Below are 15,804 nucleotides of genomic sequence, written 5' to 3' on the forward strand. Positions count from 1 at the left end.
TCGTGGGGGCGCCGGCCGCTCGCGTATGCCGTGGGGCCCCTTCAGCGCCCCGTCAGCCGTTCGGGCTGGGTGGCCAGCCAGTCGGCGAACGACCGGCCGCCCAGGTCGGCCGTGCCGGTGGCCGGGACGTTGCGGCTCTCGGAGATCGCCCGCATGAGGCGGCCGAGCGGCGGGACCCGGACGACACGAGGCGCCGAGGCGCGGCGATGGGCGCGCACCAGCCTCGCCACCTCGCCGATCGGCAGCACGTCGGGGCCGGCGACGTCCGGCGCCCGGACGTATCCCGTCGGCCGGGGCCCTGCCGCGACGTCGACGAGACGACGAGCCACGAAGTCGGTGTCGACCGGCTGGAAGGCCATGTCGCCGATCGTCACGGTGAACGGGCCGACACTCAACCTTCTGGCGAAGAACGCTGTGAGGGAGTGGAACTGGGTGGCTCGCAGGACGGTGGCCGGGCCACCGGCCGCGTCGATGCTCTGCTCGGCGCGCAGCTTGCGGCGGTAGTAGGTCATCGGGTGCTGGTCGATCCCGACGATCGAGATGTGCACGAGGTGGACGTCGTGGGCGGCTGCCGCGTCAGCCAGGCGGCGGGTGGCGTAGACCGTCACCGTGTCACCCCGGGACGGATCATCGGCGCAGTGCACGACGGTGTCGGCACCGAGGAGGGCATCCTCGAGTCCCTCGCCCGTCGTGAGGTCCACGCCGGTCCGGCGGCTGGCCGGCACCACGTCATGGCCACGAGCCGTGGCCTCGCGGACGACTCGCGACCCCAGGTCGCCCGCCCCTCCCGTCACGACGATGCGCATGGTCCAGAGTGTCCTGTGGTCCTGCTGGAGCGCAACGATCCTCCTGCCCGTCGCGGATCCGGCCCGGTGGTCGCTCCGTGATTCTCGGAGGCCGAGCCCCTAGACTCGCCGACGGCACGCCGAGGTGCCTCCGACGGCCCGCGCCCGGCACGCGCGGCCTCGCCCCTCCGGAAGGGACCCCTTGTGAGCAGACCTGTCGTCCTCATCGCTGAAGAGCTGTCACCCGCCACGATCGAGGCACTGGGACCAGACTTCGAGGTCCGTTCGGTCGACGGGGCCGACCGCGACGAGCTCCTTCGGGCTCTCGCCGACGTCGACGCGATCCTCATCCGCTCGGCCACGAAGATGGACGCCGAGGCGATCGCCGCGGCGAAGCAGCTCAAGGTCATCGCCCGCGCCGGTGTCGGGCTCGACAACGTCGACGTCCAGTCGGCCACCCGCGCCGGCATCATGGTCGTCAACGCACCGACCTCGAACATCACCTCGGCCGCCGAGCTCGCCGTGGGCCTGCTCCTCGCCACCGCCCGCAACATCGCCCCGGCCAACCAGGCCCTCAAGGCCGGGGCGTGGAAGCGCAGCAAGTACTCCGGTGTCGAGCTGCTCGACAAGACCGTCGGCGTCGTCGGTCTCGGCCGCATCGGCGCGCTCGTCGCCGAGCGGCTCAAGGGGTTCGGCATGAGGATCCTCGCCTACGACCCCTACGCCTCGCCCGCCAAGGCCGGCCAGCTCGGTGCCCATCTCGTCGGGCTCGACGAGCTGCTCGCCCAGTCCGACTTCATCACGATTCACCTGCCGAAGACGCCCGAGACCATCGGCCTCATCGGCGAGGAGGCGCTGTCCAAGGTCAAGCCGTCGGTGCGGATCGTCAACGCCGCTCGTGGCGGCATCGTCGACGAGGCCGCCCTCGCGCGCGCCATCGCCGAGGGTCGTGTCGCCGGCGCCGGCATCGACGTCTTCGCGTCCGAGCCGACCACCGAGTCGCCGCTCTTCGAGCACGAGTCCGTCGTCGTGACCCCCCACCTGGGCGCGTCGACCGAAGAGGCCCAGGAGAAGGCCGGCATCGCCGTCGCCAGGTCGGTGCGCCTCGCCCTCGGGGGCGAGCTCGTCCCCGATGCCGTCAACGTCTCCAGCGGCTTCATCGCCGAGGAGGTCCGCCCCGGGATCCCGCTGGTGGAGAAGCTCGGCCGCATCTTCACGGCCGTCGCCGGCACCGTGCCGGCCCAGCTCGACGTCGACGTCCGCGGCGAGATCACGGCCCATGACGTCAGCGTGTGGAAGCTCGTCGCCCTCAAGGGGCTGTTCACGGACGTCGTCGAGGATCCCGTCACCTACGTCAACGCGCCGGTCCTGGCCGAGCAGCGGGGCTGCGTCGTGCGTCTCGTGACCGACCCGGACTCCGGGGACTTCCGCAACGTCACGACGCTGCGCGGCACGCTCGCCGACGGCACGGTCGTCTCGGTCTCGGGCACGCTCACCGGCCCGAAGAGGGTCGAGAAGCTCGTGGGGGTCAACGGTTACGACCTCGAGGTCCCGCTCTCCGAGCACATGCTCGTCTTCGAGTACTCCGACCGCCCCGGCGTCATCGGCGGGGTCGGCCGCATCCTCGGCGACGCCGGCATCAACATCGGCGGCATGCAGGTCTCGCGGCAGGACGACCGCGCCATCGGCGTGCTCAACGTCGACAGCGCCGTCCCCGCCGCCCTGGCGGCCGAGCTCTCCGAGGTCGTCGAGGCCAAGACCTTCTCGGTCGTCGACCTGCACGACTGAGCCGTCGGCGCGGACGCGCCACGCGGCATACGCGATGGCTTCAGGTCTTTCGGCCCTGTCGCGACGCCGTCCCGACGGCGACGGTGGAGGGGGCTACCTCGGGCCCAACGGCGCCGGCAAGACGACGATGTTGCGGATCATCATGGGACTCACCAGGGCCACAGCGGGCCGCGTCGAGCTGGCCGGGCTCAATGCCTGGGCGCGCCGGGACGAGCTGCACCGGAGGGTCGGCTACGTCCCGGGAGACGTCTCGCTCTACCCGCGGCTCGCCGGGCAGGACCACGTCGACTACGTCGGTCACCTCCACCGGATCGGGCGGCCTGCCGGCGCCGGAACGCTGGCGGAGCGGCTCGACCTCGACCTGCGCAAGCTGGCTCGCCAGCTCTCCCGCGGCAACCGGCAGAAGCGGGCCCTCCTGCTCGCGCTCATGATCCGACCCGAGCTGCTCGTGCTCGACGAGCCGTCGAGCGGTCTCGATCCGCTCGTGCAACGGGAGTTCCACGCCCTCCTCTCGGAGCACGTGGCGCGGGGCGGCACGGTGCTGCTCAGCTCGCACGTCCTCAGCGAGGTCGAGCGGGTCGCGACCCGGATCGGGGTGCTGAGCGCCGGCCGGGTGGTGGCGGTCGAACAGCTGGACGCCCTGCGTGGTCGTCGACAAGGCGCTAGCCATGGTGGTGGGAACCCTGGGGCTGTCGGCACTGCTCGGCCTTGCCCTCGTGGCCGAGGGAGCGCTGGTCGGCATGGACCTCCCCGCCGGCAACGTCGCCGCCGCCATGCTCCACCTGGCCCTGCTCGGTCTCGTGTTCGGCGCGCTCGCCCTGGCCATCGGGGCCGGGACGGGTCGGCTCGGGCTGAGCCGGGCCGTGCCGGTCTTCGTGGCCGTGGTGGCCTACGTCGTCAACGGCCTCGGCGGGCTCGTCGACTGGCTGGCTCCGGTGCAGAAGCTGTCACCTTCTACCAGTACGGCGCCCACGACCCGCTGCGGAACGGTGTGTCGTGGCCGGCGGTCGGCGTCGCCGTCGGCACGGTGGTCCTGCTCGTGGCCGTGGCAGCTCTCGGCTTCGACCGCCGCGACGTCACCGCTTGATGTCACCGCTTGATGTCACCGCTTGACGTCAGGGGAGTCGTGCGGTTCGCCCGTCGTCCGGGTGGTCGTCACGGTCGTCGTCCGGTCTGCGGGTTCCGGAGCCATCTCGTCGGCCAGGTCGTCGGACAGCGGCTCCTCGTCGTCGACGGGCTCGAGGCTGGCGAGCTCGGGAACGAGCTCGTGGCGCTTGCTGAAGGTGTCGATGATGGCGAGCGCGACGGCGGCGATGGGGATGCCGATGAGCGCACCGATGGGGCCGAAGAGCGCGGCCCCCGCGATGACGGACCCGAGCGCCACCGCCGGGTGCACGTCCATGGTGCGTCGGCTGATGCGCGGGGTGAAGACGTAGTTCTCGAGCTGCTGGTAGACCGTCGCGAACACGGCGATCCACAGGGCGTTGATCGGCTTGTCGAGCAGCGCGAAGAGCGCCGGCAGGGCCACCCCGATGTAGGTGCCGATGGTCGGGATGAACTGGCCGACGATGCCGGCGAAGATGCCGAGCGGGAGCCAGAACGGCACGTCGATCAACCAGAAGAAGGCCACGTGGAAGACCGCTGACACCGAGGCAAGCACGAGCTTCGACACGACGTAGCCGCCGGTCTTCTCGACCGAGATCGTCCAGACGGTGATGAAGACCCGCTGGTAGCGCTGGGGGAGCCAGGAGCCGATCGTCTGACGCAGCCGCGGGCTGTCGGCGGAGAGGTAGTAGGCGAAGACCCCAATCGTCAGGGCGTCGAAGATGAAGGTGAAGAGCGATCCGAAGATGCCGACGATGCCGCCGCCGTACTTGCCCGCGAGCTCGCCGAGCTTGTCCGGGGTCAGGCTGAGAGCCGACTGGATCTGCGCGAGGTCGAAGCTCGTGTGGAAGGTCGAGTTGACCCAGTTGATCGCCGAGGTCACCGCGCCGGGCAGCTGCGTCCCGAGCTGGGAGAGCTGCGAGATGAAGACCTGGCCGAAGAGCTCGCCGAGGCCCACGAAGAGCAGGAGCAGGCCGAGCATCGTCAACCCGGTCGCGAGACCACGCTTCATGCCCCGGCCACTGAGCCAGAGGACGACCGGTTCCATGGCGATCGAGACGAGCCACGCGAGCAGGAGCAGGAAGAGGAAGCTGCTCATGGCCTGGAACGCCCATGTGGCCACGGACAGCAGGACGACGGCCGCGAGCACGGTGAACGTCACGCGACGGGCGTTGCCGGGCGTGATCGCGATCCAGCGGGCCTCGTTGTCGAACGGCACCCCGGGCACGGCGTGGCTGATGTGCCGCTGGTGCGGTGGAGAGCTGGGGTGATCCTGGTGGTGGTCGGCGCTCACGCGCCGAGCCTACGGCCAGCGGTCTCCCGAGCGGGGGATGCGGATCACGGAGGGCGGCGTCGTCTGGCCGAATGCCGGACACCGTGTCTCACGTTCTGGAAACCCCCTGTACCGCTGGGGAGGCCGGCGTACCGTGAAATGCATGACGCGGCAGGTCGTACTCATTCTCCGCCGCGGCGAGTCCAGGTAGTCAGCACTCTCGCCGCGGAGATCCCGCGCACCCCTCGTGCTGACCGGTTCGCCCACCAGGGCTGGAGCCACCTGAGACCACCATCCGCAATGAGACCGAAAGACGTGATCACCATGAGCGAAGACGCCAAGGCAGCCCGCCAGGCCCTGCAGGAGTCGATGGACCTGCGCGACCAGGGTCACACCGAGGACTGAGTCCCGAGCGACCGCTGACGAAGGCCCCGCCCACCCGGGCGGGGCCTTCGTCGTGCGTTCACGAAATGAGACGCTGAGTCCACATCACAAGACGGGTCCTAGGCTGGCGGCATGGCACAGACGCAGGTCAAGGACGCGTACTCGATCGCGGTCATCGGCGGCGACGGCATCGGACCCGAGGTGGTCGCAGAGGGCCTCAAGGTCCTCGAGGCGGTCACCGCTGACGGCGGCCCGACCTTCACGACGACCGACTACGACCTCGGCGCCCGGCGCTGGCACGCCACCGGCGAGACGCTCCCGGACACCGTTCTCGACGAGCTGCGCGGCCACGACGCGATCCTCCTCGGCGCCATCGGCGACCCGAGCGTCCCGAGCGGCGTGCTCGAGCGGGGAGTCCTGCTGCCCCTGCGCTTCGCCCTCGACCACTACGTCAACCTGCGCCCGGCCAAGCTCTTCCCCGGAGTGGCGAGCCCGCTTGACGTCGCCCGGGTGGCACCCGACGGCATCGACTTCGTCGTCGTCCGCGAGGGCACCGAGGGCCCCTACACCGGCAACGGCGGAGCCCTGCGCGTCGGCACGCCACAGGAGATCGCGACCGAGGTCAGCGTCAACACGCGCTACGGCGTCGAGCGCGTCGTCCGCGACTCCTTCGCCCGCGCCCAGGCCCGGCCTCGCAAGCACCTGACCCTCGTGCACAAGCACAACGTGCTCACGTATGCCGGCCACCTCTGGCGCCGCACGGTCGAGCAGGTCGGTGCCGAGTTCCCCGACGTCGAGACCGCCTACCAGCACGTCGACGCAGCGACGATCTTCATGGCCACCGACCCCGGCCGCTTCGACGTCATCGTCACCGACAACCTCTTCGGCGACATCCTGACCGACATCGCTGCGGCCATCGCCGGCGGCATCGGCCTCGCGGCGTCGGGCAACATCAACCCGGCCCGCACGACGCCGAGCATGTTCGAGCCCGTCCACGGGTCGGCTCCTGACATCGCCGGCCAGTCCAAGGCCGACCCGACCGCGGCGATCCTCTCGGTCGGCATGCTGCTCGCCCACCTCGGCCTCGACAAGGAGGCAGCGCGCGTCGACGACGCCGTGGCCGCAGACCTGGCCGAGCGCGGCGACGCCGTCCGCAGCACCACCGCCGTCGGTGACGCCGTGGCCTCCCGACTCTGACGACGCGCCCCTGCAGGCGAGCTCGCCGGGCACCCGGTCACGTATGCCGTGTAGCCGGGGGTGACGGCATACGCCCGCTCCCGCGAGCGCGGGTCCCCGGCTTCTCCGTCTCACGATGTGGGCGATAGCCTGACAACCGGATCACCGCTGATTTTGCCCCTGGAGGTTTTGTCATGACCCAGCTGTCCTTCGAGGTCACGCGCCGCGACGAGGTCACCTCGCCCGAGCGCATCGCCGAGATCCTCGAGAACCCCGGTTTCGGCAAGACCTTCACCGACCACATGGTCGTCGCGACGTGGACGGCCGACGGTGGCTGGGCCGACGCACAGGTCAAGCCGTACGGCCCCTTCCAGCTCGACCCGGCGGCGGCGGTGCTCCACTACGCCCAGGAGATCTTCGAGGGCATGAAGGCCTACCGTCACGCCGACGGCTCGATCTGGACCTTCCGCCCCGAGGCCAATGCGGCCCGCTTCGCCCGGTCGGCCCGTCGCCTCGCGCTGCCCGAGCTCCCCGAGGCCGACTTCATCGAGTCGCTGCGCCAGCTCGTCTCCGTCGACCAGGCCTGGGTGCCGGCGGGTGATGCGGGGGAGAAGAGCCTCTACCTGCGCCCCTTCATGTTCGCGTCCGAGGCCTTCCTCGGCGTGCGTCCGGCCCAGCGGGTCACCTACTCCGTCATCGCCTCCCCAGCCGGTGCCTACTTCTCCGGCGGACTCAAGCCCGTCACGTTGTGGATCTCGACCGACTACGCGCGTGCGGGCGAGGGCGGCACCGGCGCCGCCAAGTGCGGTGGCAACTACGCCAGCTCGCTCGCGGGCCAGCTCGAGGGCATCGAGCACGGCTGCGACCAGGCCGTCTTCCTCGACTCCTCGACGCACACCTACATCGAGGAGCTCGGGGGCATGAACCTCTTCCTCGTCACCAAGGACGGACGCATCATCACGCCCGAGCTCACCGGGACGATCCTCGAGGGGGTCACGCGCAGCTCCATCCTCGAGATCGCCAAGGAGCAGGGACTCGAGCCCGAGGAGCGCCGCATCCCGATCGAGGAGTGGAAGGAGGGCGCTGCGAACGGCGACATCGTCGAGATCTTCGCGTGCGGTACCGCCGCCGTCGTCACCCCGGTCGGCGAGCTGCGCTGGGCCGGCGGCTCGGTCGACCACCGCCGCGACGGTCACGAGGACCGCTACGCCGAGGCGATCCGCGCCCGGCTCCTCGACATCCAGTACGGCCGCGCCGAGGACTCGCGCGGCTGGCTCACCCGCCTCGTCTGACGGGCCGTCGCCGATGGGGCCCGTGACCGGATGGGCGCAGCCCGGGTCGGCAGTCGGAGACATCGCCCCGCCCCGGCTCGTCGCGTCCGACCTCGACGGCACCCTGCTGCGCACGGACGGCTCGCTGTCCGGGCGCACGGCCGCGGCCTGGTCCGCCGCGGCGCACGCGGGCATCGAGACGGTCCTCGTCACGGCCCGGCCGCCGCGCTGGCTGCACGATCTGGAGCGGGTCGTCGGGCCGCGCGGCACGGCGATCTGCGGCAACGGCGCGTTCGTCTACGAGGTGGCCGCCCACCGGGTCCTCGAGACGCACTGCTTCGACAGTGGCGTCGTCGAGGACGTCGTCGCCGACCTGCGTCGCGCCGTGCCGTCGGTCACGTTCGCGGCCGAGCGGGCCAGTGGTCCCTTCGTGGCCGACGGCTACCCGGACCCGCACCGCGACCGGGGCGCCGAGCGGTCGGTGCGCGGGTCCTGGCGCGAGGTCGCTGCCGAGCCGGTCGGCAAGCTGCTCGCGCTCGCTCCTGACCTGCCCGTCGAGGAGTTCCTGTCCATCGTCGAGGAGGTCGTCGGCGACCGTGGCCACCTGCACTTCTCCGGCGCGCACGGCCTGGCGGAGATCAATGCGCCCGGGGTGACCAAGGCCGCCGGCCTGGAACGGTGGGCCACGGGACTCGGCATCGACGCCGCGCACGTCTGGGCCTTCGGCGACATGCCCAACGACCTGCCGATGCTCGAGTGGGCCGGAGTCGGCTGGGCGGTGGCCAACGGTCACGAACGGGTGCGCCGCGCTGCGGACCGGCTGTGCCCGCCCAACGACGACGACGGGGTTGCGCACGTCCTCGAGGCGGTCCTCGCTCAAAAGGTTTGATCCAGAACCATTGACGACGTTCGTCGTGCGGGTACAGGATGCCTCACATCATGGTGGAGCAACGAACAATGGTTCGTTGCACGATGTTTGCGAGGTAGTGCATGAGCGTTCCTCCGTCCCCTGAAATCGCCACCGGCACCTCCGGTGCCGCCACCGACGAGGCCATGCTGGCCGAGCTCGGCTACAAGCAGGAGCTCCATCGAGGGATGAGTGGCTTCTCCAACTTCGCCGTCTCGTTCTCGATCATCTCGGTCCTAGCCGGCTGCATCACCAGCTACGCGATCGCCATGAACGCCGGTGGCCCGATCGCCATCTCCATCGGCTGGCCCCTCGTCGGCGCGTTCGTCCTGCTCGTGGCCCTTGCGATGGCCGAGATCTGCTCCGTCTACCCGACCGCGGGTGGGCTCTACTTCTGGGCAGGGCGCCTGGCCCGGCGCAACAAGCGGGTGTGGGCCTGGTACGTCGGGTGGTTCAACTTCCTCGGCGAGGTGGCCGTGACCGCCGCGATCGACTTCGGCGCAGCGGTGACGTGGATGGCGCTGCTCAGCCTCGTCACCGGTCTCGAGGTCACCGCGGTGTCGACGTTCGTGGCCTTCCTCGTCATCATCGGGCTGCACGGGCTGCTCAACACCTTTGGCGTCAACCTCGTCAAGCTGCTCTCCAACGTCAGCGCCTGGTGGCACCTCGTGGGCGTGGCGATCATCGTGGCGGTCCTCGCCTTCGTGCCGGACCACCACCAGAGCCTCTCGTGGACGTTCTTCCACTTCGAGAACCGCACCGGCTGGGACGCGCCGTTCTACGCCTTCCTCATCGGCCTGCTCATGGCGCAGTACACCTACACGGGCTTCGACGCCTCGGCGCACGTCGCCGAAGAGACGATCAACGCCTCCACGGAGGCACCGAAGGGTCTCGTCCGCAGCGTGTGGGTCTCGATCCTCGCCGGCTGGGTGCTCCTTGTCGCGGTGACGGCCGCGATCCAGGACTACGACGCGGCCCTGGGCACCGACATCGGTCTGCCACCCGCCCAGATCTTCATCGACGCCGCAGGGCGCTCGCTCGGGATCTTCCTGCTCTTCATCGCCGCCGTCGCCCAGTTCTTCTGCGGCATGGCCTCGGTGACGGCCAACTCGCGGATGTCCTACGCCTTCTCGCGCGACAACGCACTGCCCGGCTCGCGGTGGTGGTCCCAGGTGAACCCGCGCACGGGGACGCCGACGAACTCCATCTGGCTGTGCGTCGTCTGCTCGGTCGTGCTGACCGCTCCGGCACTCTTCTCGACGACCGCGTACCTCGCCGTCACGTCCATCGCAGTCATCGGTCTCTACATCGCCTACGTCGTCCCGGTCTTCCTCAGGCGGACGAATCCCGAGTTCCGTCCCGGGACGTGGAACCTCGGTCGGTGGAGCGCCCCCATCGGATGGGTGGCGGTCACCTGGGTCGGCTTCATCGTCATCCTCTTCATGCTCCCGCCGGCCAGTCCGATCACCGTCAACACGTTCAACTACGCGCCGATCGCGGTGCTGGCCGTCCTCGTCTTCTCGACGGTGACCTGGTTCGCGGGTGGCCGGGTCCACTTCATGCGTGACGTCCCGAAGGGGCACGAGACGAAGCCGGCCACGGAGATCTTCGGCTGACATGGATGCGGTCGGGGGTGGGCGCGACCTCGCGCTCACGGCGTTGCCGGACGCCGTGCTGCGGCCGACGTCCGGCAACGCGTTCGAGAACACCGTCGAGCAGCTCGCCCGGGCGATCCGCCTCGGGGTGCTGGCCGACGGCGAGCAGCTGCCGCCCGAGCGTGACCTCGCGGCGCGCCTCGGCGTCAGCCGCAACACGTTGCGCGAGGCCATCGCCGCGCTCCGCGACTCGGGCCTCGTCACGACGAGACGGGGGCGTGGCGGCGGCACGACGGTCACGTATGCCGCCGAGATCCCTGCGTCGTCGCGTGGCGTCACGGGCACGTTCGTCCGCAGCGGTGCGGCGATGCTCGACGCCCTGGCCTTCCGTCGCGTCGTCGAGCCGGGCGCAGCGTGGTTGGCAGCGAACCAGCCGCTGGCCGGCGACCAGCGGGCCTGGCTCACGGGGTGCCTGCGCGAGGTCGAGGACGCCTCCGACGCGGCGGCGCACCGGGTCGCGGACTCGCGGCTGCACCTCGCGATCGCGACGCTCTCGGGCTCGCCGATGCTCGTCGACGCCGTGACGCGTGCCCAGGCCGCGCTGCACGACATGCTCACGGCCATCCCGGTCCTGCGGCGCAACATCGAGCACTCCGACACCCAGCACGAGCAGGTCGTCGCCGCCATCCTCGGCGGCGACGCGGACCGGGCGCGGGCGGTGATGGAGGAGCACTGCGACGCGACCTCCGCGCTGCTGCGTGGCCTCATCGGATAGGAAGAGGACATGGCGAAACCATCACCCCTGACCGTCGACCAGCTGCGTGCGGAGATCGAGGCGGGCGACATCGACACCGTCGTCGTCGCGTTCACCGACATGCAGGGTCGCCTGCAGGGCAAGCGACTGCACGGCCACTACTTCCTCGACCACGTCCTCGAGGACGGCACGGAGGGCTGCAACTACCTGCTCGCCGTCGACGTCGACATGAACACCGTCGACGGCTACGCGATCTCCTCGTGGGAGCGTGGCTACGGCGACATGTTCTTCGACCTCGACCTCGACACGCTGCGCCGCACCCCGGGCAGCCGGCACTCGGCCACCGTGCAGTGCGACCTCACCTGGCTCGACGGGAGCGGGACGGTCAAGCAGTCGCCGCGGTCGGTGCTCAAGGCCCAGGTGGACCGGGCGGCCGGCCTCGGGATGGTTGCGCACTGCGGCACCGAGCTCGAGTTCATCGTCTTCCAGGAGTCGTACGAGCAGGCCTGGGACGCGGGCTACACGGGCCTCACGCCGGCGAACCGCTACAACGTGGACTACTCCATCCTCGGGGGGGACCGCGTCGAGCCGCTGCTGCGCGAGATCCGCAACGAGATGTACGGCGCCGGCGCGGTCGTCGAGAGCGCCAAGGGCGAGTGCAACCTCGGGCAGCACGAGATCGGCTTCCTGTTCGACGAGGCGGTGCGCACGTGCGACAACCACGTCGTGTACCGCAATGCGGCCAAGGAGATCGCGGCCCACCACGGCCAGTCCCTCACCTTCATGGCGAAGTTCGACCAGCGCGAGGGCAGCTCGTGCCACATCCACCTGTCGTTGCGCGGCCTCGACGGCGAACCCGTCTTCGTCGACGCCGACCGCGAGCACGGGCACAGCACGATGTTCGAGCACTTCCTCGCCGGCATCCTCGCCACCCAGCGAGAGCTGACGTACTTCTACGCGCCGAACATCAACTCCTACAAGCGTTTTGCCTCGGCGAGCTTCGCTCCGACGACGGTCGCATGGGGTCGGGACAACCGCACGTGCGCGCTCCGCGTCGTCGGTCACGGCGCCGGGCTCCGGGTCGAGAACCGCATCGGCGGTGGCGACCTCAACCCCTACCTCGCCGTGGCCGCCATGCTCGCCGGCGGCCTCCACGGCATCGAGAACGAGCTCCCGCTCGAGCCGGCCCTCGACGGCAACGCCTACACCTCCGACAAGCCCCACGTGCCCTCGACGCTCCAAGAGGCGCGGGACCTGCTCGCCGGCTCGGCCGTCGCTCGAGCGGCCTTCGGCGACGAGGTCGTCGACCACTACGTCAACGCGGCCGACGTCGAGATCACGGCCTTCAACGCCGCGGTCACCGACTGGGAGCGCAAGAGAGGATTCGAACGACTGTGACCCGCCCCCAAGCCGCCCCGCCCCACCCCGGTTCGATGTATCTCCGCGGCCCAGGGGCCGCGCAGATACATCGAACGAGGGAGAGGGGCGAGGCATGACCACCGCCAGCCAGACGCACGACGTCATCAACCCGGCGACCGAGGAGGTCGTCGCGACGGTGCCACTCGCCTCCCTCGAGCAGGCCGACGAGGCGATCGCCCGAGCGAGAGCGGCCGCCTCGGGGTGGGCCGCCGTCGCCCCCGCGGACCGCGCGCTGCTGTTGCGGCGCTTCTCCGACCTCGTCGGTGAGCACCAGGAGGAGCTCGCACTGCTCGAGGTCGCGAACGCCGGGCACACGATCGGCAACGCCCGGTGGGAGGCGGGCAACGTCCGCGACGTGCTCGCCTACTACTCGGGGGCGCCCGAGCGGAACTTCGGACGACAGATCCCGGTCGCCGGCGGCATCGACGTCACGTTCCGGGAGCCGCTGGGGGTCGTAGGCATCATCGTGCCGTGGAACTTCCCGATGCCGATCGCCGGATGGGGGTTCGGTCCCGCGCTCGCCGCCGGCAACACCGTGGTGCTCAAGCCCGCCGAGCTGACGCCGCTGACAGCGCTTCGGCTCGGTGACCTCGCCCTCGAGGCCGGCATCCCCGAGGGCGTCTTCACCGTGGTGCCGGGCCAGGGTGCCGTCGTGGGGGAACGGTTCGTCACGCACCCCGACGTGCGCAAGGTCTGCTTCACCGGCTCGACGGCCGTCGGACAGCGCATCATGCGGGGCGCGGCCGAACAGGTCAAGCGGATCACCCTCGAGCTCGGCGGCAAGAGCGCCAACATCGTCTTTGCCGACTCCGACCTCGAGCTCGCCGCCGCGCGGGCCCCCTACGGCGTCTTCGACAACGCCGGCCAGGACTGCTGCGCCCGCAGCCGGATCCTCGTGCAGCGCAGCGTGTTCGAGAAGTTCATGGAGCACTTCGAGACGGCTGTGCGCGGCGTCGTCGTCACCGATCCGCGTGACGAGGCAGCCGAGATGGGTCCGCTCATCAGCGCCGGTCAGCGCCACACCGTGCGCTCCTTCGTCGAGGACGCCGCCGAGGACGTCGACGTCGCGTTCCGCGGGGAGGCCCCGGACGGCAGCGGCTACTGGTACCCCGCGACCGTGGTCCTGCCACGTTCCACGAGCGACCGGGTCTGGCAGGAGGAGGTCTTCGGGCCCGTTGTCGCGGTCATGCCGTTCGACGACGAGGCCGACGCGATCGCCAAGGCCAACGACACGGCATACGGCCTCTCCGGGTCGATCTGGACGCGCGACATCGGTCGCGGCCTGCGCGTCGCACGCGGCGTCGAGGCGGGCAACCTGTCGGTCAACTCGCACAGCAGCGTCCGCTACTCGACACCCTTCGGCGGGTTCAAGCAGAGCGGCATCGGACGCGAGCTCGGGCCCGACGCCCTCGAGTCCTTCACCGAGGTCAAGAACGTCTTCATCTCGACCGACTGACGGTTACTACACACCGGACACGTAATTCACTGGGCTGGAAGGAAATCCACATGGCAGGCAGACTCGACGGCAAGGTCGCGGTCATCACGGGCGGATGCTCGGGCATCGGTCTCGCGACGGTGCGGCGGTTCGCCGAGGAGGGCGCGAAGGTCGTCATCGGCGACCTCGACGAGGCGAACGGCAGCCGCATCGCCGACGAGGTCGCAGGCACCTTCGTGCGCGTCGACGTCGTGAGCAAGGAGGACGTCGACACGCTCTTCCGCACGGCGAAGGAGACCTACGGCGCGGTCGACATCGCCTTCAACAACGCCGGGATCAGCCCGCCGGAGGACGACTCCATCCTCGACACCGACCTCGATGCCTGGCGCAAGGTGCAGGAGGTCAACCTCACCTCGGTCTACCTGTGCTGCAAGGCAGCCCTGCCCTACATGCTTGAGCAGGGCAAGGGCTCGATCATCAACACGGCATCGTTCGTCGCCGTCATGGGCGCGGCCACGTCGCAGATCTCCTACAGCGCGAGCAAGGGCGGGGTCCTCTCGATGTCCCGCGAGCTCGGAGTCCAGTTCGCCCGTCAGGGTGTCCGCGTCAACGCGCTGTGCCCGGGACCGGTCAACACGCCGCTGCTCCAGGAGCTCTTCGCCAAGGACGAGGAGCGGGCCGCGCGCCGCCTCGTCCATGTCCCGATGGGGCGTTTCGGGGAGCCGGACGAGATGGCCAATGCCGTGCTCTTCCTCGCCTCCGACGAGTCGAGCTTCATCACGGCCTCGACGTTCCTCGTCGACGGCGGCATCTCGGGCGCCTACGTCACCCCGCTCTGAGGCTGGTAGGAGGAGGCTGGGTAGGACGCTGGGCAACGGCAGGAGGTCGGCATGGCTCGCCCCGTCATCGGGATCACCGCCTACATCGAGCGGGCGTCGTGGGGGAACTGGGTGGACGTGCCCGGGGCCCTCGTGCCGCACCGCTACGTCCGGCAGGTCGAGGAAGCCGGCGGGATCGCGGTGGTGATCCCCCCGCGTCCGGACGCCGACGACGGGACCGCCCTCGAGATCGTCGACCGCCTGGACGGCGTCATCCTCGCCGGTGGGGTCGACGTGGCGCCCGAGCTCTACGCCGACGAGCGCCACGCCTCGGTGCAGGCGTCGAGGCCCGACCGGGACTCGACCGAGATCGCCATCGCGCGGGCGACAGCCGGGACCGACGTGCCGGTCCTCGGGATCTGCCGAGGCATGCAGGTCATGGCGGTCGCGGCAGGCGGTCTGCTCGAACAGCACCTGCCCGACCGCGTCGGCCACCACGAACACTCGCCCGCGCCGGCGACGTACGGCAGCCACCCGGTGCGTACCGTGGCCGGGACGCGCCTCGCCGGCATCCTGGGTGAGGAGGCCGAGGTGCCGAGCTACCACCACCAGTCGGTGCTGACCCACCCGGGCTACGCGGCGTCGGCGTGGGCCGACGACGGCACGCTCGAGGCGATGGAGGACCCGGATGCCTTCTTCCGCCTCGCGGTCCAGTGGCACCCCGAGGTCGGCACCGACCCGCGCCTCTTCAGGGCGCTCGTCGAGGCGGCCGTGAGCCGGCGTCGGCGACCGTCGTGACGCCGGCTCAGGCTCCCTGATGTGCCTTGGCGTATGCCGTGTGGGCACCGCGCCGTCGTCAGCATGGGGCCGCGACGCCGGGTCCACGATCCGGACGTGGTGTTTCGCCGGGGTTTCGCGAGCCCTACCGTGAGCGTGTGATGAAGCGACCCGTGCCCACCGGCACCCTCATTATCGAGTAGCGCGACGAGCACCCCTCGTCGCGCAGACCTCCCAACCCTTGGGGGGTCTTTTTGTTTCCCGAACCACCCCGACGGAGACACCGCGAAGGCCACCACCCCGGCTGACGCGATCACG

14 protein-coding genes and 1 pseudogene are annotated in these 15,804 nt (G+C 70.3%); 13 read left to right on the forward strand and 2 right to left on the reverse strand.

The window, feature by feature from the left end; all coding sequences use genetic code 11:
- Positions 1–41: 41 nt before the first annotated feature.
- Positions 42–806 (reverse strand): SDR family oxidoreductase, encoded by a 765-nt coding sequence (locus AC1DIW_RS03485; RefSeq protein WP_478106474.1) that lies wholly within the window; start codon positions 804–806, stop codon positions 42–44.
- 183 nt (positions 807–989) lie between these two features.
- Between AC1DIW_RS03485 and serA the strand changes: the two genes are divergently transcribed.
- From serA to AC1DIW_RS03500, 3 genes and pseudogenes are all read left to right on the forward strand, one after another.
- On the forward strand, positions 990–2,573 hold the full coding sequence (gene serA, locus AC1DIW_RS03490) for a phosphoglycerate dehydrogenase (RefSeq protein WP_478106475.1): 1,584 nt from the start codon (positions 990–992) through the stop codon (positions 2,571–2,573).
- A 142-nt stretch (positions 2,574–2,715) separates the two neighbouring features.
- Positions 2,716–3,069, forward strand: a pseudogene (locus tag AC1DIW_RS03495) (ATP-binding cassette domain-containing protein); the annotation flags it as partial.
- A gap of 172 nt (positions 3,070–3,241) precedes the next feature.
- On the forward strand, positions 3,242–3,673 hold the full coding sequence (locus tag AC1DIW_RS03500; protein ID WP_478106715.1) for a hypothetical protein: 432 nt from the start codon (positions 3,242–3,244) through the stop codon (positions 3,671–3,673).
- A gap of 2 nt (positions 3,674–3,675) precedes the next feature.
- Here the strand turns inward: AC1DIW_RS03500 and AC1DIW_RS03505 are convergent, their stop codons facing one another.
- Positions 3,676–4,971 (reverse strand): AI-2E family transporter, encoded by a 1,296-nt coding sequence (locus tag AC1DIW_RS03505; protein ID WP_478106476.1) that lies wholly within the window; start codon positions 4,969–4,971, stop codon positions 3,676–3,678.
- 303 nt (positions 4,972–5,274) lie between these two features.
- On the opposite strand from AC1DIW_RS03505, the gene AC1DIW_RS03510 reads away from it, so the two are divergent.
- The 10 genes from AC1DIW_RS03510 (at position 5,275) to AC1DIW_RS03555 (ending at position 15,507) form a co-directional block, all read left to right on the forward strand.
- On the forward strand, positions 5,275–5,355 hold the full coding sequence (locus AC1DIW_RS03510) for a 3-isopropylmalate dehydrogenase (protein WP_081633825.1): 81 nt from the start codon (positions 5,275–5,277) through the stop codon (positions 5,353–5,355).
- A 111-nt stretch (positions 5,356–5,466) separates the two neighbouring features.
- On the forward strand, positions 5,467–6,531 hold the full coding sequence (locus AC1DIW_RS03515; protein WP_478106477.1) for a 3-isopropylmalate dehydrogenase: 1,065 nt from the start codon (positions 5,467–5,469) through the stop codon (positions 6,529–6,531).
- A 173-nt stretch (positions 6,532–6,704) separates the two neighbouring features.
- Positions 6,705–7,802 carry a branched-chain amino acid aminotransferase gene (locus AC1DIW_RS03520; protein WP_478106478.1) on the forward strand — a complete coding sequence of 366 codons (1,098 nt, stop codon included), beginning with the start codon at positions 6,705–6,707 and terminating at the stop codon, positions 7,800–7,802.
- A 13-nt stretch (positions 7,803–7,815) separates the two neighbouring features.
- Positions 7,816–8,670, forward strand: coding sequence for an HAD family hydrolase (locus tag AC1DIW_RS03525; protein WP_478106479.1), 855 nt, complete (start codon positions 7,816–7,818; stop codon positions 8,668–8,670).
- Between the two features lie 101 nt (positions 8,671–8,771).
- On the forward strand, positions 8,772–10,304 hold the full coding sequence (locus AC1DIW_RS03530; RefSeq protein WP_478106480.1) for an amino acid permease: 1,533 nt from the start codon (positions 8,772–8,774) through the stop codon (positions 10,302–10,304).
- 1 nt (position 10,305) lies between these two features.
- On the forward strand, positions 10,306–11,058 hold the full coding sequence (locus AC1DIW_RS03535) for a FadR/GntR family transcriptional regulator (protein WP_478106481.1): 753 nt from the start codon (positions 10,306–10,308) through the stop codon (positions 11,056–11,058).
- 9 nt (positions 11,059–11,067) lie between these two features.
- Positions 11,068–12,435 carry a glutamine synthetase family protein gene (locus AC1DIW_RS03540; protein ID WP_478106482.1) on the forward strand — a complete coding sequence of 456 codons (1,368 nt, stop codon included), beginning with the start codon at positions 11,068–11,070 and terminating at the stop codon, positions 12,433–12,435.
- A 94-nt stretch (positions 12,436–12,529) separates the two neighbouring features.
- Positions 12,530–13,912, forward strand: a complete 1,383-nt coding sequence (locus AC1DIW_RS03545; protein WP_478106483.1) for an aldehyde dehydrogenase family protein — start codon at positions 12,530–12,532, stop codon at positions 13,910–13,912.
- 50 nt (positions 13,913–13,962) lie between these two features.
- Positions 13,963–14,730, forward strand: coding sequence for a 3-oxoacyl-ACP reductase (locus AC1DIW_RS03550; protein WP_478106484.1), 768 nt, complete (start codon positions 13,963–13,965; stop codon positions 14,728–14,730).
- A gap of 51 nt (positions 14,731–14,781) precedes the next feature.
- Positions 14,782–15,507 carry a gamma-glutamyl-gamma-aminobutyrate hydrolase family protein gene (locus AC1DIW_RS03555; protein ID WP_478106485.1) on the forward strand — a complete coding sequence of 242 codons (726 nt, stop codon included), beginning with the start codon at positions 14,782–14,784 and terminating at the stop codon, positions 15,505–15,507.
- Positions 15,508–15,804 lie beyond the last annotated feature (297 nt).

This window comes from Terrabacter sp. 01T434 (assembly GCF_056398545.1).

Excerpts from the sequence above, each read along its gene's own strand:
- AC1DIW_RS03535 (WP_478106481.1), top strand. The coding sequence starts at position 10,306 with ATGGATGCGGTCGGGGGTGGGCGCGACCTCGCGCTCACGGCGTTGCCG.
- AC1DIW_RS03525 (WP_478106479.1), top strand. The coding sequence starts at position 7,816 with ATGGGGCCCGTGACCGGATGGGCGCAGCCCGGGTCGGCAGTCGGAGAC.
- AC1DIW_RS03530 (WP_478106480.1), top strand. The coding sequence starts at position 8,772 with ATGAGCGTTCCTCCGTCCCCTGAAATCGCCACCGGCACCTCCGGTGCC.
- AC1DIW_RS03515 (WP_478106477.1), top strand. The coding sequence starts at position 5,467 with ATGGCACAGACGCAGGTCAAGGACGCGTACTCGATCGCGGTCATCGGC.
- AC1DIW_RS03545 (WP_478106483.1), top strand. The coding sequence starts at position 12,530 with ATGACCACCGCCAGCCAGACGCACGACGTCATCAACCCGGCGACCGAG.
- AC1DIW_RS03485 (WP_478106474.1), bottom strand. The coding sequence starts at position 806 with ATGCGCATCGTCGTGACGGGAGGGGCGGGCGACCTGGGGTCGCGAGTC.
- AC1DIW_RS03555 (WP_478106485.1), top strand. The coding sequence starts at position 14,782 with ATGGCTCGCCCCGTCATCGGGATCACCGCCTACATCGAGCGGGCGTCG.
- AC1DIW_RS03520 (WP_478106478.1), top strand. The coding sequence starts at position 6,705 with ATGACCCAGCTGTCCTTCGAGGTCACGCGCCGCGACGAGGTCACCTCG.
- AC1DIW_RS03510 (WP_081633825.1), top strand. The coding sequence starts at position 5,275 with ATGAGCGAAGACGCCAAGGCAGCCCGCCAGGCCCTGCAGGAGTCGATG.
- AC1DIW_RS03500 (WP_478106715.1), top strand. The coding sequence starts at position 3,242 with ATGGTGGTGGGAACCCTGGGGCTGTCGGCACTGCTCGGCCTTGCCCTC.
- AC1DIW_RS03540 (WP_478106482.1), top strand. The coding sequence starts at position 11,068 with ATGGCGAAACCATCACCCCTGACCGTCGACCAGCTGCGTGCGGAGATC.
- AC1DIW_RS03550 (WP_478106484.1), top strand. The coding sequence starts at position 13,963 with ATGGCAGGCAGACTCGACGGCAAGGTCGCGGTCATCACGGGCGGATGC.